Genomic DNA, 23,512 nt, shown 5'->3' on the forward strand with positions numbered 1-23,512 from the left:
TCAGTTCTTTATCTATTCCCAATCCAGCCCTTGTGGCGAACTTGAAAATCCCGCCTCACGCAGCAGCGTAAACATCGGCGTTTGTCGGACTGGTAGATCATTCACTTCTGTCAGCGTAAAGCGCAGCCGTGGTTCGCGACGCAGTGCGGTAGTCAGCGCGTGGAAAATCTCTGGGGCGAGTAATTCCTCTTTTTCCTGCCAGACCAGCATTTTTTTGCCACCTTGCGCCAGATAGAGTAACAATTTGCCGCCAGAAACGACCACCAGCGCACCCGCCCGACGCGTTGGTATCAGCGTTGCCGGATGTGCAGGCCAGGGCAGAAGATTTCCCCATGCATTAGCCGGATCGTTGGCAGAGAGCGCCACTGGTGTATAGTGGCGCGTTTGCGTGGCTTGTGTCGCCAGGTCACGCAATCGGTCAATAGTCAGACGTTCAGCGAATTGCGCGCCACCCAGACCTTCTACAAAACGACCTCGCATAATTCGCCCGGAGTCTTCCATACTTCGACAAAGCGTTTGCATCGATGGAAAACCGCCAGGGATATTTTCGGCTATCACCGCCTGACGACTGATGATGCCGTAGCGGTCGAGCATATTTTCCGCCAGCGCCAGCATCCTTTCGGTATCGTTTAGTGGCTCCACCTGCAATAACGACCAGCGTCCGGCCAGCTTTGGTGTGTTGTAAGATACCCGCGGCGAGACGGGTTGCGCATAGACAGGACGCCCACGACGAGCCCGGTGACTGCGGCGAGTCGAGGTGCGTGCGTTGGAACTGCTACGGGTGAGGGCGCGTAACGGTGCCCAAATGTCGCTGGTAATGACGCCTTGCCAGACCAGCGCCCATAACGCCTCTTGCAGAGCCGAGGGATCAACCGATTCGCCGATTTTATCGCGTATCCGTTGGCTGATTTGTTGTGCAAACCAGGCTCCTCCGTCAGCCAGAACAGCGATTATCGCTTGCTGCAGCGCCGAACGATTCGCCTGATCTGCTTCGGCGGGAGTGAACGATTCTGCGGCATATTCCTGTAGATGCAGTGCCACCAGACCGTCATCTTCACCCAGCTTTTTTTGCCCCGACCAGATAACCGCACCGGTTGCCAGTAATTCATCGAGCATTTCTGGCGAATAGTCGCGTACGCGGGCAGGCAGGATCTGGCTTTCCCAGAGTGAGGCGGGTAAACCGACTCCTGCAAGCTGTTCGATCACCCGCATCACGCCATCCACGCCCTCATAAACGCCTGGCGATGTTGAGGCAAAGAGTGCCGGGCTACCATCGGTGGCGGGTAATACGCCCTGACGTTCCAGCAGCAATCGCGCATAGGTCGTGGCCGCAACGGGACGTGTCGCTTCTCTGGCGGCTTGCAGCGAGCGCAAACGCAGACGACGAAATACTTCATCGCTCACCCAGATGTCTTGTTGCAGATTCATCACCAGACCCTGTTCGCGCAGTTGCTGAAGTTGCTCTTCGACAATGGCAATACCGAGACTAAACTCATGAGCCAGTTGTTCAGCCGTGACCAGAGCATGAGCCCGGAGATAGCGCAGAAAGAGGTCGCGAAGCGGGTAACTGACTCGGTGCAAATAAATCTCTGGCAGTGACTCTGGTAGTCGTACGCCGAGGGCATCGCGCAGCCTGGCGGCATCATCCATACAGGCAAGACGCTCCTGCCCGCTAATCATCGTCGGGAAGATTCGTTTTACTCCAAGAAGATTTTCCAGATACGACGCAATCTCTTCACTGCTGCCTGTATGCCGTTGCGCCAGGTCTTCAACGGTCATTGGCCCCAGTTCGCGCAGCAGGTCGAACAATCCTTCTTCACCTTTCGCTCTTCTGCCAGGAGCCAGTCGTTGCAACTCTTCTTCCACCTGGCGAATGACCTGCGGGTCGAGTAATTCCCCCGGTTCGACCTGTCCGAGTAGATTGCGCAGTAACTCGCTGTCCAGCGACAGTACGGATGCCCGGCGCTCTGCCAGCGGGGCGTCGCTCTGGTACATAAATTCCGCGACATAGCCGAACAATAAACTGGCGGCGAAAGGCGAGGGCGTAGTGGTCGTTACATCGGATATTTGAATTTCGCCACCGTTCAGGCGACGCATCAAACGTTCCAGCGCGGGAAGATCATAAACATCTTGCAGACATTCGCGTAGGGTTTCGAGAATGACCGGAAAATCCGGATATCCCTGAGCGATTTCCAGCAACTGACTGGCGCGCAGTCGTTGTTGCCAGAGCGGGGTGCGATGGCCCGGCGTGCGGCCCGGCATTAATAATGCCCGCGCGGCGCATTCGCGAAAACGGGCGGCGAAAAGTGCCGAGCTGCCTACCGCCTCGCGGACAATTTGCAGCAACTTTTCTGGTTCAAACAAAAAAATCGCGGCATCAGGCAATTTACCATCGGTGTCAGGAATGCGCGCAACAATGCCGTCATCACTGGCAACCACAGACGCGTCAGCGCCCCATAGTGCATGTATTCGCCCGGCAATCGCCAGCGCCCAGGGTTCATGCACCCGTCTTCCATAGGGAGAGTGCAAAATAATACGCCAGTCACCAATTTCATCACGGCACCGTTCGAGGACAAGATGACGACTACCTGGAACGATACCCGTCGCGTTGCGCTGCTCGTCAATCAACCCCTGAATATTGGCGATCGTATTTTCTTCTGCCAACCACGGGGGAATAGTCCCGGAAAAGAACGCGCCATCCGCCAGTAAATGGAGAAAATCGCCGATCATCTCGCCTAATTCTGCCGGACGTCCGTTACCTTCACCACGCCAGAAGGGAAGGCGGGCAGAACGACCTGGAGCAGGAGTCACAATCACCTGATCGCGGGTGATTTGCTGGATCCGCCATGAGGTTGCGCCGAGAGTGATAATGTCGTTCACCCGTGACTCATATACCATCTCCTCATCCAGTTCACCCACCCGCCGCGAACCGGCCTGTTCTTCACCTTCGGGTAATAACACGCTATACATGCCACGATCCGGAATCGTGCCACCACTGGTAACCGCCAACAATTGAGCGCCAGGTCGGGCGGTCAATATCCCGGTCTCCCTGTTCCAGACCAGTTTTGGTCGAAAAGCAGAAAAATCGCCAGAGGGATAGCGCCCGGAAAGCATATCCAGCGTGGCGTCAAAAACACGTCCTGGCAGATCTTTCCACGGTGCGGCACGGCGTACGCGGGAGTACCATTCGTCTGCCTGTAATGCATCCATCGCCGCGGCGGCAACGGTTTGCTGCGCAAGGACGTCGAGTGGATTATGCGGTGGTGTCAGGTTTTCCAGCCTGCCTGCGAACATACACTCAACAATGACTGCGGAATCGACTAAGTCACGCCGGGTTCGGGGGAAAAAAAGCCCTTTGGAGATACCACCTACCTGGTGTCCGGCACGTCCAATGCGTTGTAACCCACTGGCAACAGAAAGCGGCGTTGCCACCTGAATCACCAGATCCACCGCGCCCATATCAATCCCCAGTTCGAGACTGGAGGTTGCGACCACGCAGCGTAATTCACCCGATTTCAGCGCCTGTTCGGTGATTGCTCGTTGTTCTTTAGAGACGGAGCCGTGGTGTGAGCGGGCAATAAAAATGTCGCTACTTTGTACACGGTTAGAGGTTGCGCCGGAGGTCGACTCGAAATGGGCCGCATCAACGGCGATAGACGGGGAACGCTGTAAGCGAGCGGCGTAAAGCTCATTCAATCGTGCCGTCAGTTTTTCCGCCAGCCCGCGCGAATTAGTAAAGATAATGGTCGAGCGATGGCGCAACACTTCATCAAGGATACCCGTTTCAATATATGGCCAGATGGAGCCTTCCCGGCCGGCATGGCTGTCTTCGCCGGTGCCGCTGGCGACTGATGAGACATCATCCATATTGGCGACCGGTACGACAATCCGTATCTGCGGATGGCGCATTGCGGGCGGGTTGACTACCGTAACCGGGCGATCGCCACCAAGAAATGCTGCCACATCGCTCGCTGAGCGCACAGTGGCAGAAAGGCCAATTCGCTGTGCTGAGGTGTGGAGCAGCGCATCGAGCCGCTCCAGACTTAACGCCAGATGCGCACCACGTTTACTGCCTGCTACCGCGTGGACTTCATCAATAATTACCGTTTCGACGCCGCGTAGCGTTTCGCGCGCGCGGGAGGTCAGCATCAGATAGAGTGATTCGGGTGTGGTGATCAGAATATCCGGCGGATTACGGGTGAGTTTGCTGCGTTCCTGTGCAGGCGTATCGCCAGTACGGATCCCCACGCGAAGATTGACTTCCGTTTCGCCGCGCCGCCGCCGTTCATCGGCAATACCCTGTAACGGGATCTGCAAGTTGCGCTGAACGTCGGTGCCCAGAGCTTTGATCGGTGAAATATAGAGAATGCGTGAGGTTTTACGCTTATGCGCCTCGCGGGTATCTTCGCCGCCTTCGCGGAAGAGCTGATCGAGGGCGTAGAGAAATGCTGCCAGCGTTTTCCCGGAGCCAGTCGGTGCAATCACCAGCGCATGTTCGCCTCGCGCCGCCACATGCCAGGTTTGCGACTGGACAGCGGTCGGCTGTTTAAAGGCGCGAAGAAACCAGTCGCGGGTCGCCGGTGAAAACACGTCCGGCAGGGGCGATGAAGGGTTTAGATTATCTGCCATTAACGCTATTCCCCGTGAATATCATGCATGATGCGTGGAATAGCCTCACTATAGATGCCTGAATCATTGCATGTCATCAGGCATCGACTCGATTACACCTCTTCGGCGGCAGGTAGCGGCCAGCCTCCCAGACGTTTCCAGCGGTTGACGATTTCACAAAACAGCACAGCAGTGCGTTCGGTGTCGTACAGCGCGGAGTGCGCCTGGGTGCTGTCGAAGTCCATGCCAGCGGTCTGGCAAGCCTTTGACAATACGGTTTGTCCGAGTGCCAGCCCGGCCAGTGCAGCAGTGTCAAAAGTGGCGAAAGGGTGGAACGGGTTACGTTTCAGTGAGGCTCGTTCTGCGGCGGCCATCATAAAGCTGTGATCGAAATTGGCGTTGTGCGCCACCATAATGGCGCGGTTACAACCGCTCGCTTTAATACCTTTACGCACAACTTTAAAAATTTCGTGCAGCGCCTCGTATTCGCTGACCGCGCCGCGATCGGGATCGTTCGGGTCAATACCGTTGAAGGCGAGGGCCTCTGGCTGCAAATTTGCGCCGACAAATGGTTCGACGTGGAAATGTAATGTGGTGTCCGGCATCAGCCAGCCTTGTTCATCCATTTTCAGGGTGATGGCGGCAATCTCAAGCAGCGCATCGGTTTTGGCATTAAATCCGGCTGTTTCAACATCGATCACAACAGGATAAAAACCACGAAAACGGTCGCACAGACCGGTAAGTTGAGCGTTATCGGACATCTGATTCTCTTAATACGGATAAATTGCAGCGCGCATTATGACAAATATTACTTGTCGATGCAGTAAAGATGCGGGCGCGATGAGTTCACGCCCGGCAGGAGATTAGTTGCCCAGACCGCGACCGGCGTCTTTCTCTTCGATTAACTCAATTTTGTAACCGTCCGGATCTTCCACAAACGCGATAACCGTAGTACCGCCTTTTACCGGACCCGCTTCACGGGTCACGTTACCCCCGTTTTGACGGATTTTTTCGCACGCTTCAGCGGCGTTATCAACGCTAAGCGCGATGTGACCATAAGCAGTGCCGAGTTCGTATTTATCCACGCCCCAGTTGTAGGTCAGTTCAATCACCGCTTCTTCGGTTTCCGGGCCGTAGCCAACAAACGCCAGTGAGTATTTGTATTCCGGGTTTTCGCTGGTACGCAGCAGTTTCATGCCCAGTACTTTGGTATAAAAATCGATGGAGCGTTGCAGATCGCCAACGCGCAGCATGGTATGAAGAAGACGCATCTTTATATCCTCAAAATGGCTAACAGATTCAAAATGTTGTTTTAGTATAGCGGCGGCTTTGCGCCGCTCGCAATGTTGGATTACAGCGTCGGGTAATCCGTGTAGCCTTCCGCGCCGCCACCGTAAAAACTTTCGGCACGCTGTGGGTTAAGCTCAGCTTTGCGCTGCAAGCGGGCGACCAGATCCGGGTTTGCAATCCAGTCACGACCAAATGCCACCGCATCAATTAACCCTTTGCCGATCAGCGTTTCGGCTTTTTCTACCGTGTATGCACCTGCGCCGATAATCGGACCGTGGAAACGGGCGCGTACTTTTTCGCGGAACGCATCAGTATACGGTTCACCCCCCGCCCAATCTGGTTCTGACATATGCAGATAAGCAATGCCGCGTTTACCCAGTTGTTCAATCAGATACAGTGCATCGGCTTCTTCATTCGGGCCGTTATCTGTGTTCTGGAAAGTACCGATTGGCGAAACGCGAATGCCAATGCGATCGGCACCCCATTCTTCAATCCCTGCATCGACCACTTCCAGCACCAGACGTGCGCGATTTTCCACGCTGCCGCCGTACTGATCGGTACGATGGTTTGAAGAAGGGGAAAGGAACTGATGTAGCAAATAACCGTGAGCAGAGTGGAGCTCTACCAGATCAAAACCGGCTTCACGCGCGTTAGCAATGGCCCGACGGAAATCATTGACGATACCCGGAATCTCTTCCAGTTCAAGCGCACGCGGCATGGATGTTTCAACACGGATCGCCTGACCATTTTCATCGCGCAGAGAAGTGCGAGTTCCCGCGCTAAGTGCTGAAGGCGCTACCGGTACCTGACCGCCAGGTTGCAGGCTGGCGTGAGAAATGCGTCCGGTGTGCCACAGCTGTACGGCCATATGACCATTTTCAGCATGAACGCCAGCGGTAATTTTTTTCCATGCGGCAATTTGTTCCGGACTATGGATGCCAGGCGCACCTGCATATCCTTTTGCCTGGGCAGAAATTTGCGTGGCTTCGCTAATAATCAAACCGGCACTGGCACGTTGGCGATAGTATTCCGCCATCAACGGGGTAGGGATGTCACCCGGTTCAATACTGCGCAGACGCGTCAGCGGTGCCATAAAAATACGGTTTGCCGCAGTTATTGCGCCCACTTTCAGTGGGGAATACAGTTTTTCAGATGACATAAAGGCTCCCGGTCGTCTGGTGATAAAAAATGCCTGCTAAACGGCAGGCGTCGCAATAATGGTTTTTACATGTGCCAGCGCGTTTTCCAGTGGCTCGGAATTGCGCGAAATTTTGGCCTGCAGATTCGCGCCAAGCCACAGTGCGTAAAGCACTTGTGCCTGTTGCAGCGGTTCGCCACAAAAGGTTAAACAATGGTTCTCACGGCCATTTTCCAGCGCCTGAGAGAGCAGAACGATCACGCCGCGAGCACCTTTATCCATCGCGCTGCGCATATCTTCTGACAGATCGCACACTTCGGCAGAGAGTTTTACTGTCAGGCAACCACTGATGGTTCCATGTTGGCAAAACTGGTTCAGTGTTTGCTGGTAATAAGCCAGTATGCGGTCGCGGTAGTTACCTTCGCCGGATTGCAGCAACTCAGTCAGTCGCTGGTGATATGTGGCGTAATGGCGCTCAAGCATGGCAACGCCAAACGCTTCTTTAGAGCGAAAGTAGTGATAGAAGGACCCTTTCGGCACTTCAGCGGTTTTTAGTAATTCGCTTAGCCCCATCCCGGTGAATCCACGTTGCAGGCAAAGTTGCTCGCCCGTCGCCAGGAGATGTTCGCGAGTATCATGTTCGGTATGTTTGTTCATGCGTTGGAGTGTAGTAGACCAGTCGGTCCAGTGCAAGCAAAGTTGCTACTTTGGGCATTAACAGCTTCAATAATGGTAATAATCTTATTTGAGGAGGGCGAAGTGGCGGAGCAATTAGAGTTCTTTCCCGTCCAGAGCCCGTGCCGGGGAATTTGCCAGTCTGACGAACGCGGGTTTTGTCGCGGCTGTTTTCGTAGTCGGGATGAGCGTTTTAACTGGAATAAAATGAGCGATGGCGAAAAACAAGAGGTGCTGCGCCTTTGTCGGCAGCGATTAATGCGCAAATTACGCGCAAATAAGCCAGCGTCATCAGACGAACCGGAGCAACCATCACTCTTTTGAGCCTAATCTTGCGTATACTCCTCTCATATCTGATAAGAGGAAGCGATTATGGTTCAGCGTATTACTATTGCGCCGCAAGGCCCGGAGTTTTCCCGTTTTGTGATGGGCTACTGGCGATTGATGGACTGGAATATGTCCGCCCGCCAGCTGGTCAGTTTTATTGAAGAGCATCTGGATCTCGGCGTGACCACCGTGGACCATGCTGATATTTATGGTGGCTATCAGTGCGAAGCGGCGTTTGGCGAGGCGCTGAAACTGGCTCCTCACCTGCGTGAACGGATGGAAATCGTCAGTAAATGCGGTATCGCGACGACCGCGCGTGAAGAAAACGTCATTGGTCATTACATCACTGACCGCGATCACATCATTAAGAGCGCCGAACAGTCGCTAATTAATCTCGCGACCGATCATCTGGATCTGCTGTTAATCCACCGACCAGACCCGTTAATGGATGCCGATGAAGTGGCGGACGCGTTTAAACATCTGCATCAGAGCGGCAAAGTGCGCCATTTTGGTGTATCCAACTTCACGCCCGCGCAATTTGCCCTGTTGCAATCACGCCTGCCGTTTACCCTTGCCACTAATCAGGTGGAAATATCCCCGGTGCATCAGCCGTTACTGCTGGATGGCACGCTCGACCAACTGCAACAACTGCGTGTTCGTCCGATGGCGTGGTCCTGCCTTGGTGGTGGTCGTCTGTTTAATGATGATTATTTCCAGCCTCTGCGTGATGAACTGGCTGTGGTGGCGGAGGAGTTAAACGCGGGCTCGATTGAACAGGTGGTTTACGCCTGGGTATTACGTTTACCGTCGCAGCCGCTGCCAATTATCGGCTCAGGTAAAATTGAGCGCGTACGGGCAGCTGTCGAAGCTGAAACACTGAAAATGACCCGTCAACAATGGTTCCGTATCCGTAAAGCGGCATTGGGTTACGACGTACCGTAAGCACTTTTAGGAATAGCCGCCGTTCAAAAATGTGTCACTGGTTTACACTTATTCAGGAATGCACAATGAACGGAGGTCCTATGAAACGTTTTAGTCTGGCCATTCTGGCGCTGGTTGTTGCGACCGGCGCACAAGCTGCCAGTGAAAAAGTCGAGATGAACCTCGTCACGTCGCAAGGGGTTGGGCAGTCAATTGGTAGCGTTACCATTACTGAAACCGATAAAGGTCTGGAGTTTTCGCCCGATCTGAAAGCATTACCTCCCGGTGAACATGGCTTCCATATTCATGCCAAAGGAAGCTGCCAGCCAGCCACCAAAGATGGCAAAGCCAGCGCCGCGGAATCCGCAGGCGGGCATCTTGATCCACAAAATACCGGTAAACATGAAGGGCCAGAAGGTGCCGGGCATTTAGGCGATCTGCCTGCACTGGTCGTCAATAATGACGGCAAAGCCACCGATGCCGTCATCGCGCCTCGTCTGAAATCACTGGATGAAATCAAAGACAAGGCGTTGATGGTCCACGTTGGCGGCGATAATATGTCCGATCAACCTAAACCGCTGGGTGGTGGCGGTGGACGCTATGCCTGTGGTGTGATTAAGTAATTAAGAGGCCAGCGTACCTTGCGGCGGTGCTTGCTCAAGTTGCGAAAGCGAGCAGTACAGCCGCCAGACAATTGCCGCCAGCTCACGGGCGGCAGGTTGATGATGACGGGCAAGGCTGTCGCAAATTCGCTGTAATTCTTCAAGTGTGGCCGCCAGAGATTTTTGCTGAACGCCACGCTCACTCATCACTCCCCGCAACAGTGAAATACAGTTATCTCGTACTCGCGATAACGGATCGGAACGCGATTCCCAGTCGCGCAATTGCCAGACAACATGAGAACAGTTCAGCAGCACTACACCCCAGCGTAATAACCAACGGCGAGCCAGCGCATCCTGGCTGTTACTCAACTGACTGACGTGATGATAAGTAAGCGATTCAAATTCGCTTTCACTCAGTGTTGGATGGCGGCTTAGCTGATCGACAAAATCCCGGCGCAGTGCGCGAATATGACGACGGCTTTTACGAGCGTCAGACCCAGGTCGCAGAATGGCGAACGCTAGCCACGCCAACGCGACGCCAACAATTTTTGCCAGATTATCGTTAAGAAAATCAGCAAAATCATACACCGGAGGATTAGTGACAGCGATAAACGAACCCATAAAAACAATCAGTTGCCCCCACAGTGCGGCAAATTTGGGCATCTGCAATTTAAGAAGCTGCATCGTCGCCAGTAGTGGGAAGAGAAACAGTAAAAATTGCCACAGATCGCTAATCTGCACCATCAGGCCAAATTTGACCACAAAGCTGAATAGCGAAAGTAACACCAGCGTGCGCATTAGCAGTGACAAGGACTTAAACGGTGCCGCGACGGCGGAGTAGAGTACGCAGCTAATTGCGGCCAGCGTTAATGCATTGGCACCGGCATCCCATTGCGAAGCAATACTCCATGCGCCAATCATCATCAACGTACAAAATGTACGCAGTCCGCTCCACATAGCTTCGGCGTTATCGGTATGACGAGCCAGGCCGGATGTCCGTGGGAGTCTGGTATGATCATCCACACCGCTTTGCAGATGATGTAATTCCTGACTACTTTGCAGATAAAGGCGGCAAAAATAACGTAGTCGCTGCCAGAAGGCGACGTGCCGATAGTCGGCGACGTTGGTCGGGCGTAGCGGGGCGATAATACGTGCGACGGTGTAAACATCTGTTTGCGAACTGGCGAGCGCCGTCAGCAGCTGTTCGAGAATTTCTCGTGTGGCACCTGGCGGTGAGGGCCAGTTGAGCAACATACGTCGCAGGCTGGAGATGACACTGGTCATACGTAATTGCTGGTGGAGCAGCGCATTAAGGCGTGCGTTTTGCTGGCGAAAACGATAGTGGCTCCAGAAAGCCTGGATACGGAGCAAATTCATGGTCAGTATCTGCCCAATCACCCCTTCATGTGCTGCACGAATGGCATCGGTTGTTTCAGGCTGCCAGAGTAAACTGGCATGTTCCAGCAATCGGGCGTGCATGTTTTTCAATGCGGTTAAAAGGGCTGTAGCATCGGAATTGCTCGGCAGGATCATCATCATCATGCCGCCGCACAAAATACCGACAATCACCTCGCAAACGCGCGCCTGAGCGATATCCCACAGCTGGCTGGCCTCAGTAATATTAACCATCGGAAAGGCGATGATGGCAGCCGTGTAGCCCGCCAGTTGAAATGCATACGCGACATTATTCGTGAAGTGCGCACAGGCCCAGGTACAAAAGCCAAGCCACGCCGCCATGCTCAAAAGAAAAAACCACGGCTCATTAAGTGTATGTCCGGCAAGAAGCAGTGCCGCAATGGCTCCGAGCAAACTGCCAGCGATGCGTCCGAGGCTTTTGCTGATGACACCGCCAACGGTGGGAAAGCTAACCACGGCAGCCGAGGTCATCGCCCAATAGGGTTCATCCAGATTTAAATAATAGGCAACCGTCAGCGCCAGACACATGGCAATAGTATTGCGTAACGCATAACGCCATTGCGCCAGCGTGGCCCTGAACCAGGGCAAATTGCGCAAGGACCATGACGATGTGTTCATTATTGACCTACGGCAATGCTACAGGTGGTGCCCGACACCAGCGTGACATCGCCTGGAACTTTATCCAGCGCAAAGCGGACGGGAACGCGTTGGGCGAGACGAACCCAGGGGACGTTAGGTTTCACATCCGGAATAAGGCTTGAGTCACTTTCAACGCTCTGATCATAAATCGCCCGACCGATACTGGAAACGTGACCCTGTAACGTTTTGTTATCACTATAGAGGGTAATTTGTGCTGGTGCACCTTCGCGGATATGGCGCAACTTGGTTTCTTCAAAATAACCAATGACGTAAAACGAGTGGCTGTCGACAAGGGCAAACAGCGGTTTCCCGGTGTCAGCGTAATCGCCGATGCGGGTAGTGAGGTTAGTCACCCATCCACTCACCGGGGCGCGAATTTCCGTTTGCGCCAGTTGCCATTGTGCCTGTTTCAGCGTCGCCTGTGCGGCATCAACACTGGCCTGCATCGCTTTAACATTGAGGTTAGCGGTATCGAGTTCTTCGGCAGAAATAAAATTTTGTGAGAGATGACGACGACGATTCGCTTCGTTATTGGCTTTTGCGAGGTCAGATTGCGCTTTCGCCAGCTGAGCCTGTGCGTTCAGCTCGGCGATCTGAAAGGGCGTTTTATCGATCGTGAGCAGAAGATCCCCCGCGTTAACCAGTTGGTTGTCTTTTATATTCAACTCAACAATACGTCCCGACACCTGAGGGGTGATAGAAACCTGTTCTGCGCGTATTTTCCCGTCGCGTGTCCACGGAGATTGCATGTAATAATTCCACAGCCACCATCCGGCAAGAACCGCAACTACCGCTACAATGATTGTTGAGAAATACTTAATTGTTTTAATTGACATAGTTACCACGCAATCAGTATTGCCAGGGCAAGGCAAACGCAAATCGCAAACAGCGATAAATCCATTAACAAGGGATGCCAGATGTCACCGGCGTAGATCCAGCCACGAAGCAGGCGGTGTACGACAAGCCAGATGACGAATCCAAACGCGAAGGCTTTGAAAAACGGAGGAAAGTAGACGGACGCACCGAACACCAGATCTTGTAAGGGCAATCCTGTTGCATTGAGCATAAACTTCACAAAGTAGATTCCTTTACGACCGAATATATTGCGTTAGATTAATAAATATTCTTTAAGTGCGAAAAATTTACGCGCAATTTCTGAAAAATATGTCTGACGGTAACCAAATGCAGCAATACATTTGTTTTAGCAATACAATTGCTGCACACTATTCTAAAAGCCGCATAATATCTTAGCAAGCTAATTATAAGGAGATGAAATTGGAATCGCCACTAGGTTCTGATCTGGCACGGTTGGTGCGCATATGGCGTGCTCTGATAGACCATCGCCTGAAACCGCTGGAGTTAACACAAACCCATTGGGTTACGTTACACAATATCCATCAGTTACCTCCAGACCAGTCGCAAATTCAACTGGCAAAAGCGATTGGCATCGAGCAGCCATCACTGGTCCGTACTCTGGACCAACTGGAAGAAAAAGGGTTAATTTCGCGTCAAACTTGTGCCAGCGATCGTCGGGCTAAACGTATTAAACTGACGGAAAAGGCAGAGCCACTGATCAGCGAAATGGAAGCTGTTATTAACAAAACCCGCGCGGAAATTTTACATGGCATCTCCGCAGAGGAACTGGAACAACTGATTAAGCTCATCGCAAAACTTGAGCATAATATCATTGAGTTACAGGCCAAAGGGTGAAATGAAGGGGGCGTGTGGTCAGTAACCTGACCACACGCAAACTTATTTAGCGCGGGGAAACGGTCACCTGACTGCCATTGCTGGCCAGTACGACACGTTGGCCCGGAGAGAAACGAGTGTTGCCTTGTTTCTGTACCACCATGATGGTATTACCATCGTCTTTACGAATTTCCAGCTCGACACCCTGCGTTTTGTTCATTGCACTCTGTACGCCCTGACCGGCTACGCCACCTGCAACAGCGCCTGCTGCAGTAGCCAGAGAACGCCCGGTTCCGCCGCCAACAGTATTTCCCAGGAAACCACCAAGAACAGCACCGCCAATTGCGCCGATAACGTTGGAATCATCACCGCCCTGAATCTGTACCGGACGTACGTTAACGATGGTGCCATAGCTGACATTCTGTACTTGTTTCGCTTCAGAAGCGGTATAAACATCCCCTGACAGGGTGTCGTTATTAACACAACCGACAAGAGACAGACCTACCATTGAAACAACCAATACGCGTTTAATCATTGAAAAATCTCCTGTTCACCATGAAACGCCACGCAAGCATCCCTCATGGTCAAAGTATATGGCATATGTGAATCCATGGTTACATATTCTACCAAATATGAGCAAATCATAATGAAAGTAGGATCAACCAATTATAAACAAAACATTCATGATGATTATTGATTTGAAGATAATGTTTTACTACCAACGGTAAAAATCGGTCATTCCGCATGGTATTCACGAAAAGTTTATGTTTGAGTGGTGCGCAAACGTCAGATTGAAAAAGGATGAACTATGAAATCGGGCCGCTTTATTGGCGTTATGTCAGGCACCAGCCTTGATGGTGTTGATGTTGTGTTGGCGACAATTGATGAACACCGGGTCGCACAGCTGGCAAGTTTGAGCTGGCCGATCCCGGTGTCTCTGAAACAGGCTGTACTGGATATTTGCCAGGGCCAGCAGCTTACACTTTCGCAGTTTGGACAGCTTGATACTCAACTCGGGCGACTTTTTGCTGATGCGGTCAATGCCTTGCTTAAGGAACAAAACCTGCAGGCGAGAGATATCGTTGCGATCGGCTGTCACGGTCAAACCGTCTGGCATGAACCGACGGGCGTGGCACCACACACTTTACAGATTGGCGATAACAATCAAATTGTGGCGCGCACCGGAATTACGGTTGTCGGTGATTTTCGCCGTCGCGATATTGCCTTGGGAGGACAAGGCGCACCGCTGGTACCTGCGTTCCATCATGCGCTGCTGGCTCACCCAACCGAGCGACGAATGGTGCTCAATATTGGCGGCATCGCCAATCTGTCACTGCTCATTCCTGGGCAGCCGGTAGGGGGCTACGATACCGGCCCTGGTAACATGCTGATGGATGCCTGGATCTGGCGTCAGGCCGGTAAACCTTACGATAAAGATTCCGAGTGGGCACGGGCGGGTAAAGTCATTCTCCCACTGCTGCAAAATATGCTCAGCGACCCATATTTCTCGCAACCTGCACCGAAAAGTACCGGACGCGAATACTTTAACTACGGCTGGCTGGAGCGCCATTTGCGCCATTTTCCGGGGGTTGATCCCCGAGATGTACAGGCGACACTGGCAGAACTCACCGCCGTGACCATTTCTGAACAAGTTTTGTTGAGCGGTGGCTGCGAACGATTGATGGTATGTGGTGGAGGAAGTCGTAATCCGCTACTCATGGCGCGTCTGGCGGCATTACTGCCAGGCACAGAAGTCACCACCACCGATGCCGTTGGCATTAGTGGCGATGACATGGAAGCATTGGCTTTCGCCTGGCTTGCCTGGCGGACGCTGGCGGGATTACCAGGAAATCTGCCTTCCGTCACTGGCGCAAGCCAGGAGACGGTACTGGGGGCTATTTTCCCCGCTAACCTGTGATATCAGAGTTAACTGAATTTTTCTTACCGCGTCTGCCGTTACACTTGGAACGTTAGGGAGGGCGTATTGCCCTCCAGACCAGGAAAGTCTTCGGGATATGTCTATGAAAAAACTGTTACTGATCTGTTTGCCGGTCCTTCTCACCGGCTGTAGCGCGTTCAATCAACTGGTTGAACGCATGCAAACCGATACGCTGGAATACCAGTGTGATGAAAAACCGTTGACGGTCAAACTGAATAATCCGCGCCAGGAAGTCAGTTTTGTTTATGATAATCAACTATTGCATCTCAAACAGGGCATTTCTGCGTCTGGTGCACGTTACACCGACGGGATCTATGTTTTCTGGTCGAAAGGCGAGGAAGCGACTGTCTATAAACGCGACCGCATCGTCTTGAATAACTGTCAGTTACAAAATCCACAGCGTTGAGATTTTTCCAGGGGCGGCGCACAATAGCGTCACCCACTGACAATCCGTAAAGAAAACCATGTCTGATAACGACGAATTGCAGCAAATCGCGCATCTGCGCCGTGAATACACCAAAGGCGGGTTACGCCGCCGCGATCTTCCTGCCGAGCCATTAACCCTTTTTGAACGCTGGCTCTCTCAGGCTTGTGACGCCAAACTGGCGGACCCTACCGCGATGGTGGTCGCTACCGTGGATGAACATGGTCAGCCTTATCAGCGCATCGTTTTACTCAAACATTACGACGAAAAAGGCATGGTGTTTTACACCAACCTCGGCAGCCGTAAAGCACATCAAATCGAAAATAATCCGCGCGTTAGCCTGCTGTTCCCGTGGCATACCCTTGAGCGCCAGGTGATGGTGATCGGTAAAGCGGAACGACTTTCGACTCTCGAAGTGATGAAATATTTTCATAGTCGCCCCCGTGATAGCCAGATTGGTGCATGGGTTTCGAAGCAGTCCAGTCGCATTTCTGCCCGCGGTATCCTTGAAAGTAAATTCCTGGAGCTGAAGCAGAAGTTTCAACAGGGCGAAGTGCCATTGCCGAGTTTTTGGGGCGGTTTTCGCGTCAGCCTTGAACAGATTGAGTTCTGGCAGGGCGGTGAGCATCGCCTGCATGACCGCTTTTTGTACCAGCGTGAAAATGATGCGTGGAAGATTGATCGTCTTGCCCCCTGAAAAGATGAAAAAATCTTGCTTTAATCGCTGGTACTCCTGATTCTGGCACTTTATTCTATGTCTCTTTCGCATCTGGCGAAAAGTCGTGTACCGGCAAAGGTGCAGTCGTTATATACATGGAGATTTTGATGGCAAGCAGTAACTTGATTAAACAATTGCAAGAGCGGGGGCTGGTAGCCCAGGTGACTGACGAGGAAGCGTTAGCAGAGCGACTGGCGCAAGGCCCAATCGCGCTCTATTGCGGCTTCGATCCTACCGCTGACAGCTTGCATTTGGGGCATCTTGTTCCATTGTTATGCCTGAAACGCTTCCAGCAGGCGGGCCACAAGCCGGTTGCGCTGGTAGGCGGCGCGACGGGTCTGATTGGCGACCCGAGCTTCAAAGCTGCTGAGCGTAAGCTGAACACCGAAGAAACTGTTCAGGAATGGGTGGACAAAATCCGCAAGCAGGTTGCCCCGTTCCTCGATTTCGACTGTGGAGAAAACTCTGCTATCGCGGCGAACAACTATGACTGGTTCGGCAATATGAATGTGCTGACCTTCCTGCGCGATATTGGCAAACACTTCTCCGTTAACCAGATGATCAACAAAGAAGCGGTTAAGCAGCGTCTCAACCGTGAAGATCAGGGGATTTCGTTCACTGAGTTTTCCTACAACCTGTTGCAGGGTTATGACTTCGCCTGTCTGAACAAACAGTACGGTGTTGTGCTGCAAATTGGTGGTTCTGACCAGTGGGGTAATATCACTTCTGGTATCGACCTGACCCGTCGTCTGCATCAGAATCAGGTGTTTGGCCTGACCGTTCCGCTGATCACCAAAGCAGACGGCACCAAATTTGGTAAAACTGAAGGCGGCGCAGTCTGGTTGGATCCGAAGAAAACCAGCCCGTACAAATTCTACCAGTTCTGGATCAACACTGCGGATGCCGACGTTTACCGCTTCCTGAAGTTCTTCACCTTTATGAGCATTGAAGAGATCAACGCCCTGGAAGAAGAAGATAAAAACAGCGGTAAAGCACCGCGCGCCCAGTATGTACTGGCGGAGCAGGTGACACGTCTGGTTCACGGTGAAGAAGGTTTACAGGCGGCAAAACGTATTACCGAATGCCTGTTCAGCGGTTCCTTGAGTGCGCTGAGTGAAGCGGACTTCGAACAGCTGGCGCAGGACGGCGTACCGATGGTTGAGATGGAAAAGGGCGCAGACCTGATGCAGGCGCTGGTCGATTCTGAACTGCAACCTTCCCGTGGTCAGGCGCGTAAAACTATCGCCTCCAATGCCATCACCATTAACGGTGAAAAACAGTCCGATCCTGAATACTTCTTTAAAGAAGAAGATCGTCTGTTTGGTCGTTTTACCTTATTGCGTCGCGGCAAAAAGAATTACTGTCTGATTTGCTGGAAATAATGCATTAAGTGGAAAGGGGGAGTGAGAAATCACTCCCCCTGGTTTTTATACAGGGAACATGATGAAAAATATTCTCGCTATCCAGTCTCACGTTGTTTATGGTCATGCGGGTAACAGTGCGGCAGAGTTTCCGATGCGCCGCCTGGGCGCGAACGTCTGGCCGCTGAACACCGTTCAATTTTCTAATCACACCCAATACGGCAAATGGACCGGCTGCGTGATGCCGCCCAGCCATTTAACCGAAATAGTGCAAGGCATTGCCGCCATTGATAAATTACACACCTGTGATGCCGTATTAAGTGGCTATCTGGGATCGGCGGAGCAGGGTGAACATATCCTCGGTATCGTCCGTCAGGTGAAAGCCGCGAATCCGCAGGCGAAATATTTTTGCGATCCGGTAATGGGTCATCCGGAAAAAGGCTGTATCGTTGCACCGGGTGTCGCAGAGTTTCATGTGCGTCACGGTTTGCCTGCCAGCGATATCATTGCGCCGAATCTGGTTGAGCTGGAGATACTCTGTGAGCATCCGGTAAATAACGTCGAAGAAGCGGTTCTGGCAGCGCGTGAACTCATTGCGCAAGGGCCACAAATTGTGTTGGTTAAACACCTGGCGCGGGCTGGCTACAGCCGTGACCGTTTTGAAATGCTGCTGGTTACCGCCGATGAAGCCTGGCATATCAGCCGTCCGCTGGTGGATTTTGGTATGCGCCAGCCGGTAGGTGTTGGTGATGTGACGAGCGGTTTACTGCTGGTGAAACTGCTTCAGGGGGCAACGCTGCAGGAGGCCCTGGAACATGTGACCGCTGCAGTATACGAAATCATGGTGACCACCAAAGCAATGCAGGAATATGAGTTGCAAGTGGTTGCTGCTCAGGATCGTATTGCCAAACCAGAACATTATTTCAGCGCAACAAAGCTCTGAAATATCTCATTTCGGCCCACAACGACCTGTGGGCCGATGGCTATTACTTTAAGCCTTCCGCTGACAGCGCGTCTTGTACTTCCGGACGTTCAGCCATACGTTGCATAAATGCCGCAATGTGCTCTAACCCTTCCAGATTCAGTTTCACCGCGTATGCCCAGCGCAGAACCGTAAACAGATAGGCATCAGCAATTGTAAATCGTTGCCCGCAGATCCAGTGCTCATCCTTCAGTGCCTCGTTCACATATTGCAGCTTCTTCTCCAGCTGCGCGCGAACTGTTGGTTTGTACTCTTCCGGTGTATCAGGGCGAAACAGAGGTGTGAAGCCTTTATGCAGCTCGGTGGCGATGTAATTCAGCCATTCGATGGTTTTATAGCGGGAAATACTGTTTACCGGTGCCAGCAACTGGCGGTCGGGGACGCTGTCGGCAAGATACTGCATAATCGCTACGCCTTCCGTCAGCAAAGTACCATCGTCCAGCAGCAATGCAGGCACCTGTCCCTTAGGGTTAACGGCAAAGTAATCGTCACCGTTTTCGAGACGTTTTTTCATTAAATCCACACTGACGAGCGTAAAATCCTTTCCGCTCTCACGCAGGGTGATATGGGAAGCGAGAGAGCAGGCGCCCGGTTTGTAGAACAATTTCATCGGTAACTCCTTTTGTCTGTGGTTTAAAGTATGGTAGTGCGTTGCTGAACAAAAAAAAAGCCGCTAACGAAAAGTTAGCGGCTTGTAAAAGAGTTTCCCTGAATTTTACGCTACAGCAGCTTTCGCCGCTTTGTCTGCAGCGTCATCCTGCGTCATGCGGTGCAGTTTCGGCGCAGTCAGCAGCATCAGTACTGCAATAACGGCAGTAGCGACACCAATCTGCAAGAATACGCGACCATAGACTTCCAGTGACATCAGTGGATCGGTAACGTTATCCGGCACAGCCATCATACCCGCAACATAACCACCAATCAGGTTTGCACCGGCAGTGGTCAGGAACCAGCTACCCATAATGAAGCCCATCAGACGCTGCGGAACGAGTTGTGCAACCATTGCCAGACCCAGACCAGAGATCATAAGTTCCCCGATACTCTGCAGGCCATAGCTTGCGACCAGCCAGCTTACAGACACGATACCTGCGTCAGACGCGAATTTTGCACCCAGCGGCAGAATCAGGAACGCACCAGAACACATCACCATACCGATTGCAAACTTAGTTGGCATCGGCAGGGTATCGCCCATCTTGTTATAGATAGCGGCCAGAATCGGGCTACCAATGATGATCCAGAACGGGTTCAGTGCCTGATACTGCTCAGGTTCTACGGCCAGACCCAGAATGGAGTGCTCAACGTTACGAATCGCAAAGAAGTTCAGTGACGTTGGCATCTGGCTGTACAGCACGAAGAAGATAATGGCTTCGAGCATCAGGATGAAGGCAACGATCATTTTACGACGCGCAGCACCTTTCATCGCGAAGGCTTCTTTACCGAAGATAACCACGATACCAAAGGCAACAACGCCCAGCGCCATACGCGCAACTTCCTGATTGTGCAGCAGCCAGGTGGCGATAGCGATCAGTGCCACAACACCAATAATGGTCAGCAGCAGGTTACGGTAGTTGATAGGCTCGAAGTCTGGTTTTGAACCGTACTGTTTAACCCAGCGTTGGCAGAAGGCGAAGTTAACGATAGTGATCAGCAGGCCTACAACGCTCAACGCAAACGCAACACTCCAGCCGTATTTCGCGGCCAGCCACGGGGTGGCGATCATAGAGAAGAAAGAGCCGATGTTGACGGACATGTAGTACATGGTGAATGCACCGTCCAGACGCGGGTCGTTTTTCTCATAGCATGTAGAAAGCAGAGAAGACGGGTTAGCTTTAAACAGGCCGTTACCGACCGCAATAGCCGCCATACCCATATAAACGATACCGGCGTCGTGACCAGACCAGGCCACCAGAGCATAACCAATCGCCAGCACAATAGCGCCAAGCATAATTACGCGTTTAGTACCCAGTACCTTGTCACCTAACCAGCCGCCGATAGCGACCAGACCATAAACCAGGGCACTAAAGGAAGAGAAAAGGGTGATTGAATCCGCTTCAGACATACCCAGTTGTTTAACCAGGTAAACAGCCATAATTCCTTGTAGGCCGTAATAACCAAAACGTTCCCATAACTCAATCGAGAAGATGAGATAGAACGCCTTCGGTTGTTTGAAAGCGTTCAAACTGACGCTTTCAGTTGGTTTTTGGTTTGCAGTGGACACTTTTACCTCTTTTTTTACATCCCATATTAACGGGGGTGCTTTCTCGCGTTATGCCTAAAAAACATACGCGCAATTGTTATAGTGGGAGGGGAAACGGCAGGTAATGTTCACTATCTTGCACTTTCAGACAAGTCCTTTGTAATAATCTGTTACATATAACTGAGGCGGGGAATTCAACCATTCCGGGAAATGTTATCCAGCGTTAAATTTTTCAAAAAACGTAACGGCAGATTTTTTCACTACCCTGAGAGGGGGATGATGGCTTAACGGCGATATGTTCTGCTATTTAGCGTTTTTCCTAGTGAGATAGTCCAGTTTCTGAAAAATAGCCAGTGTAATGTTTTGTAGGTCAATATTTGTTGCGTGTGTAAATTTAAATGATTTTAACCTAGTTCTTGCAATGTTTTTACATTGCCACAGCATCGTGATCTTGATCACGAATGAATAGAAAATTTCGCTATTAAAAAAACAATTAACCTGCATTTTTGGTTATCCGCAAACGGATTACCTGATGATAACGCTAAGCAATGGCATCATTGACGTTAAAAAGATGTTTTAAAAGAGGATAAAGAAAGGTTATCAATGGGGTAATCGGTGTTACCCCTTTTCTTCAGATGTCAACTTTCTCTTTGTATTCACAAAGATCTTCAATAATACAAGAGCCACAGCGAGGCTTGCGGGCAATACAGGTATAACGCCCGTGCAGGATCAACCAATGGTGGCAGTCGACTTTAAACTCTGCCGGAACCACTTTCAGTAGCTTTTCTTCTACCTGTTCGACGTTTTTCCCCGGCGCAAATTGAGTACGATTACAAACGCGGAAAATGTGCGTGTCGACAGCAATAGTCGGCCAGCCGAATGCAGTGTTTAATACGACGTTGGCTGTTTTACGACCTACGCCGGGCAGGGCTTCAAGCGCAGCACGATCTTCCGGAACCTCGCCATTATGTTGTTCCAGTAAGATACGGCAGGTTTTGATGATATTTTCTGCTTTGCTGTTATAAAGCCCAATCGTTTTGATATAGGATTTCACCCCTTCAACGCCCAGTTCAAGCATCGCTGCAGGCGTATTCGCCACCGGGTAGAGTTTCGCCGTCGCCTTATTAACACTGACATCGGTCGCCTGAGCGGAAAGCAGTACGGCAATCAGCAATTCAAAAGGCGAACTGAAATTAAGCTCGGTGGTGGGATGAGGATTGTTCTCACGCAGGCGAGTGAGGATCTCCAGGCGTTTTGCTTTGTTCATCAGACATTCCCTGTTTCACCGTTTGGCAATGCACGTTCGGCAGCTGCTTCAGTACGGCGCTTTTTCATTCTTTCATCAATCAGGTATTTCCCTGCCAGCATCAGTCCCAGGCCAATAAATGCACCTGGTGGCAGCATCGCCAGCAGGAAAGGGGAGTCGGTGTGGAAAATCTCCACGCGTAATACTTTTGCCCAGCTACCTAACAGCGCATCTGCACCGTCAAACAACGTGCCATTGCCGATTATTTCGCGCAGTGAACCCAGCACGAACATGGCGCAGGTTGCGCCCATACCAATTGAAAAGCCGTCCAGTGCCGAAAGCGCCGGACCTTTTTTGGCGGCGAAGGCTTCAGCGCGGCCCACAACGATACAGTTAGTGACAATCAGCGGAATAAAAATCCCTAATGATTGATACAGGCCAAAGGCGTAGGCGTTGATCAGCATCTGTACAGCGCTGACCACCGAGGCGATGATCATCACGTAAATGGGAATGCGGATCTCGGCTGGCGTCCAGTGACGCAGCGTCGAAATGGTCAAGTTGGTCAGCGTCAGTACCAGCGTAGTCGCAAGTCCTAAACCCAGAGCGTTAGTGGCAGTGGACGTGACCGCCAATAGCGGACAGAGGCCGAGCAGCTGGACCAGCGCAGAGTTGTTTTTCCACAACCCCTGAACAATAACGTCTTTAATTTCGCTCACGCTTTATTCTCCACAGGCAGGAAGTTGAGAAAGTTGTGACGGTAACGTCTGAGCGTACAATCCGGCGCGTTTTACCGCATTAACCACCGCGCGGGGAGTAATCGTCGCGCCGGTGAACTGGTCGAAATCACCACCATCTTTCTTCACCGCCCAGTGCGCATCATCCGCACCACTGATTTTTTTACCCGCAAAATGGGTGATCCAGTCAGAAAGGCGCAGTTCGATTTTATCGCCAAGCCCTGGCGTTTCGTGGTGCTCTGTCACGCGCGTGCCAAGTACCGTGCCGTTAAAATCGGCTCCCACCAGCAGCTGAATCGCACCGGAATAGCCATCTGGCGCGGTTGTTTCCAGAACGGCGGCTACCGGTTTGTCATCCTGTTTGGCGATGTAAACCCGATGCTCACCTTTACCTAACTCTGGCGCAGTGACCAGATAGCAACTCTGTGCCAGCGCATTGTTATAGCGTTCGGCTGGCAGCACCTGATCAAATAACGCCTTTTGTTGCAGACTGGCCTGTTCAGCAATCGTCGTTTTGGTCATCTGGTTGATGGCCGCAGTTAACCCTGTTGAACCCGCTGCAAATAGCGCCAACGTAATGCCGTGTTTTCGGATAGTTTTCAGCAT

The 23,512-nt window shown here is 51.9% G+C and carries 23 protein-coding genes; 9 read left to right on the forward strand and 14 right to left on the reverse strand.

What is annotated here, in order from left to right; genetic code table 11:
* Positions 1 to 12: 12 nt before the first annotated feature.
* The 5 genes from ACJHYW_RS01090 to nemR form a co-directional block, all read right to left on the reverse strand.
* Positions 13 to 4,629 (reverse strand): ATP-dependent helicase, encoded by a 4,617-nt coding sequence (locus ACJHYW_RS01090; RefSeq protein ID WP_001361457.1) that lies wholly within the window; start codon positions 4,627 to 4,629, stop codon positions 13 to 15.
* A 92-nt stretch (positions 4,630 to 4,721) separates the two neighbouring features.
* Complete coding sequence (gene rnt / locus ACJHYW_RS01095) at positions 4,722 to 5,369, reverse strand: ribonuclease T (protein ID WP_001282281.1); 648 nt, start codon at positions 5,367 to 5,369, stop codon at positions 4,722 to 4,724.
* A gap of 102 nt (positions 5,370 to 5,471) precedes the next feature.
* Entirely contained in the window at positions 5,472 to 5,879 is a 408-nt protein-coding gene (gene gloA / locus ACJHYW_RS01100; RefSeq protein WP_001237796.1) for a lactoylglutathione lyase, read from the reverse strand.
* A gap of 80 nt (positions 5,880 to 5,959) precedes the next feature.
* A complete protein-coding gene (nemA, locus tag ACJHYW_RS01105; RefSeq protein WP_000093611.1) occupies positions 5,960 to 7,057 on the reverse strand; it encodes an N-ethylmaleimide reductase in 1,098 nt (365 codons plus the stop codon).
* 36 nt (positions 7,058 to 7,093) lie between these two features.
* Positions 7,094 to 7,693 (reverse strand): DNA-binding transcriptional regulator NemR, encoded by a 600-nt coding sequence (gene nemR / locus ACJHYW_RS01110; RefSeq protein ID WP_001032950.1) that lies wholly within the window; start codon positions 7,691 to 7,693, stop codon positions 7,094 to 7,096.
* A gap of 102 nt (positions 7,694 to 7,795) precedes the next feature.
* Between nemR and ACJHYW_RS01115 the strand changes: the two genes are divergently transcribed.
* The 3 genes from ACJHYW_RS01115 (at position 7,796) to sodC (ending at position 9,582) form a co-directional block, all read left to right on the forward strand.
* A complete protein-coding gene (locus ACJHYW_RS01115) occupies positions 7,796 to 8,035 on the forward strand; it encodes a DUF1289 domain-containing protein (protein WP_000840481.1) in 240 nt (79 codons plus the stop codon).
* A 48-nt stretch (positions 8,036 to 8,083) separates the two neighbouring features.
* Complete coding sequence (locus ACJHYW_RS01120) at positions 8,084 to 8,980, forward strand: aldo/keto reductase family oxidoreductase (protein ID WP_000250656.1); 897 nt, start codon at positions 8,084 to 8,086, stop codon at positions 8,978 to 8,980.
* 80 nt (positions 8,981 to 9,060) lie between these two features.
* Positions 9,061 to 9,582: a superoxide dismutase [Cu-Zn] SodC gene (gene sodC / locus ACJHYW_RS01125; RefSeq protein WP_001361459.1), complete on the forward strand. Its 522-nt coding sequence runs from the start codon at positions 9,061 to 9,063 to the stop codon at positions 9,580 to 9,582.
* On the opposite strand, the gene ACJHYW_RS01130 is transcribed toward sodC, so the two are convergent.
* Genes ACJHYW_RS01130 through ACJHYW_RS01140 form a run of 3 tightly spaced genes read right to left on the reverse strand, consistent with a single transcriptional unit; the run spans position 9,583 to position 12,691 of the window.
* Entirely contained in the window at positions 9,583 to 11,595 is a 2,013-nt protein-coding gene (locus tag ACJHYW_RS01130) for an FUSC family protein (protein ID WP_001098133.1), read from the reverse strand.
* Positions 11,595 to 12,452 carry an HlyD family secretion protein gene (locus ACJHYW_RS01135; RefSeq protein WP_001300356.1) on the reverse strand — a complete coding sequence of 286 codons (858 nt, stop codon included), beginning with the start codon at positions 12,450 to 12,452 and terminating at the stop codon, positions 11,595 to 11,597. The genes ACJHYW_RS01130 and ACJHYW_RS01135 overlap by 1 nt, the downstream gene beginning before the upstream one ends.
* A 2-nt stretch (positions 12,453 to 12,454) precedes the next feature.
* Positions 12,455 to 12,691: a DUF1656 domain-containing protein gene (locus tag ACJHYW_RS01140; protein ID WP_000670998.1), complete on the reverse strand. Its 237-nt coding sequence runs from the start codon at positions 12,689 to 12,691 to the stop codon at positions 12,455 to 12,457.
* Between the two features lie 200 nt (positions 12,692 to 12,891).
* Between ACJHYW_RS01140 and slyA the strand changes: the two genes are divergently transcribed.
* Positions 12,892 to 13,326 carry a transcriptional regulator SlyA gene (gene slyA, locus ACJHYW_RS01145; protein WP_000445640.1) on the forward strand — a complete coding sequence of 145 codons (435 nt, stop codon included), beginning with the start codon at positions 12,892 to 12,894 and terminating at the stop codon, positions 13,324 to 13,326.
* A gap of 46 nt (positions 13,327 to 13,372) precedes the next feature.
* On the opposite strand, the gene slyB is transcribed toward slyA, so the two are convergent.
* Positions 13,373 to 13,840: an outer membrane lipoprotein SlyB gene (gene slyB, locus ACJHYW_RS01150; protein WP_000597196.1), complete on the reverse strand. Its 468-nt coding sequence runs from the start codon at positions 13,838 to 13,840 to the stop codon at positions 13,373 to 13,375.
* 273 nt (positions 13,841 to 14,113) lie between these two features.
* On the opposite strand from slyB, the gene anmK reads away from it, so the two are divergent.
* The 5 genes from anmK to pdxY all read left to right on the forward strand — a co-directional run bounded on the left by anmK (position 14,114) and on the right by pdxY (position 18,690).
* A complete protein-coding gene (gene anmK, locus ACJHYW_RS01155; protein WP_000835085.1) occupies positions 14,114 to 15,223 on the forward strand; it encodes an anhydro-N-acetylmuramic acid kinase in 1,110 nt (369 codons plus the stop codon).
* A 97-nt stretch (positions 15,224 to 15,320) separates the two neighbouring features.
* Positions 15,321 to 15,650, forward strand: a complete 330-nt coding sequence (mliC, locus tag ACJHYW_RS01160; RefSeq protein ID WP_000061974.1) for a C-type lysozyme inhibitor — start codon at positions 15,321 to 15,323, stop codon at positions 15,648 to 15,650.
* 58 nt (positions 15,651 to 15,708) lie between these two features.
* The gene (pdxH, locus tag ACJHYW_RS01165) at positions 15,709 to 16,365 is read left to right on the forward strand and encodes a pyridoxamine 5'-phosphate oxidase (RefSeq protein ID WP_001282325.1); all 657 of its coding nucleotides are present in this window, start codon (positions 15,709 to 15,711) and stop codon (positions 16,363 to 16,365) included.
* A 128-nt stretch (positions 16,366 to 16,493) separates the two neighbouring features.
* The gene (gene tyrS, locus ACJHYW_RS01170; RefSeq protein WP_001295400.1) at positions 16,494 to 17,768 is read left to right on the forward strand and encodes a tyrosine--tRNA ligase; all 1,275 of its coding nucleotides are present in this window, start codon (positions 16,494 to 16,496) and stop codon (positions 17,766 to 17,768) included.
* 61 nt (positions 17,769 to 17,829) lie between these two features.
* Entirely contained in the window at positions 17,830 to 18,690 is an 861-nt protein-coding gene (gene pdxY, locus ACJHYW_RS01175; RefSeq protein ID WP_001302086.1) for a pyridoxal kinase PdxY, read from the forward strand.
* Between the two features lie 43 nt (positions 18,691 to 18,733).
* Here pdxY and gstA read toward each other — a convergent pair whose 3' ends face one another.
* The 5 genes from gstA to rsxG form a co-directional block, all read right to left on the reverse strand.
* Positions 18,734 to 19,339: a glutathione transferase GstA gene (gene gstA, locus ACJHYW_RS01180; protein WP_000765749.1), complete on the reverse strand. Its 606-nt coding sequence runs from the start codon at positions 19,337 to 19,339 to the stop codon at positions 18,734 to 18,736.
* Between the two features lie 105 nt (positions 19,340 to 19,444).
* On the reverse strand, positions 19,445 to 20,947 hold the full coding sequence (dtpA, locus tag ACJHYW_RS01185) for a dipeptide/tripeptide permease DtpA (protein ID WP_000100932.1): 1,503 nt from the start codon (positions 20,945 to 20,947) through the stop codon (positions 19,445 to 19,447).
* A 610-nt stretch (positions 20,948 to 21,557) separates the two neighbouring features.
* Positions 21,558 to 22,193, reverse strand: a complete 636-nt coding sequence (nth, locus tag ACJHYW_RS01190; RefSeq protein WP_001030334.1) for an endonuclease III — start codon at positions 22,191 to 22,193, stop codon at positions 21,558 to 21,560.
* Positions 22,193 to 22,888: an electron transport complex subunit RsxE gene (gene rsxE / locus ACJHYW_RS01195; protein WP_001289657.1), complete on the reverse strand. Its 696-nt coding sequence runs from the start codon at positions 22,886 to 22,888 to the stop codon at positions 22,193 to 22,195. Before rsxE ends, nth begins: the two co-directional genes overlap by 1 nt.
* A gap of 3 nt (positions 22,889 to 22,891) precedes the next feature.
* Positions 22,892 to 23,512, reverse strand: a complete 621-nt coding sequence (gene rsxG, locus ACJHYW_RS01200) for an electron transport complex subunit RsxG (RefSeq protein ID WP_000920799.1) — start codon at positions 23,510 to 23,512, stop codon at positions 22,892 to 22,894.

The sequence above is a fragment of the Escherichia sp. WS3063 genome, assembly GCF_046486595.1.
In the GTDB taxonomy this organism is placed as follows: Bacteria; Pseudomonadota; Gammaproteobacteria; order Enterobacterales; family Enterobacteriaceae; genus Escherichia; species Escherichia coli.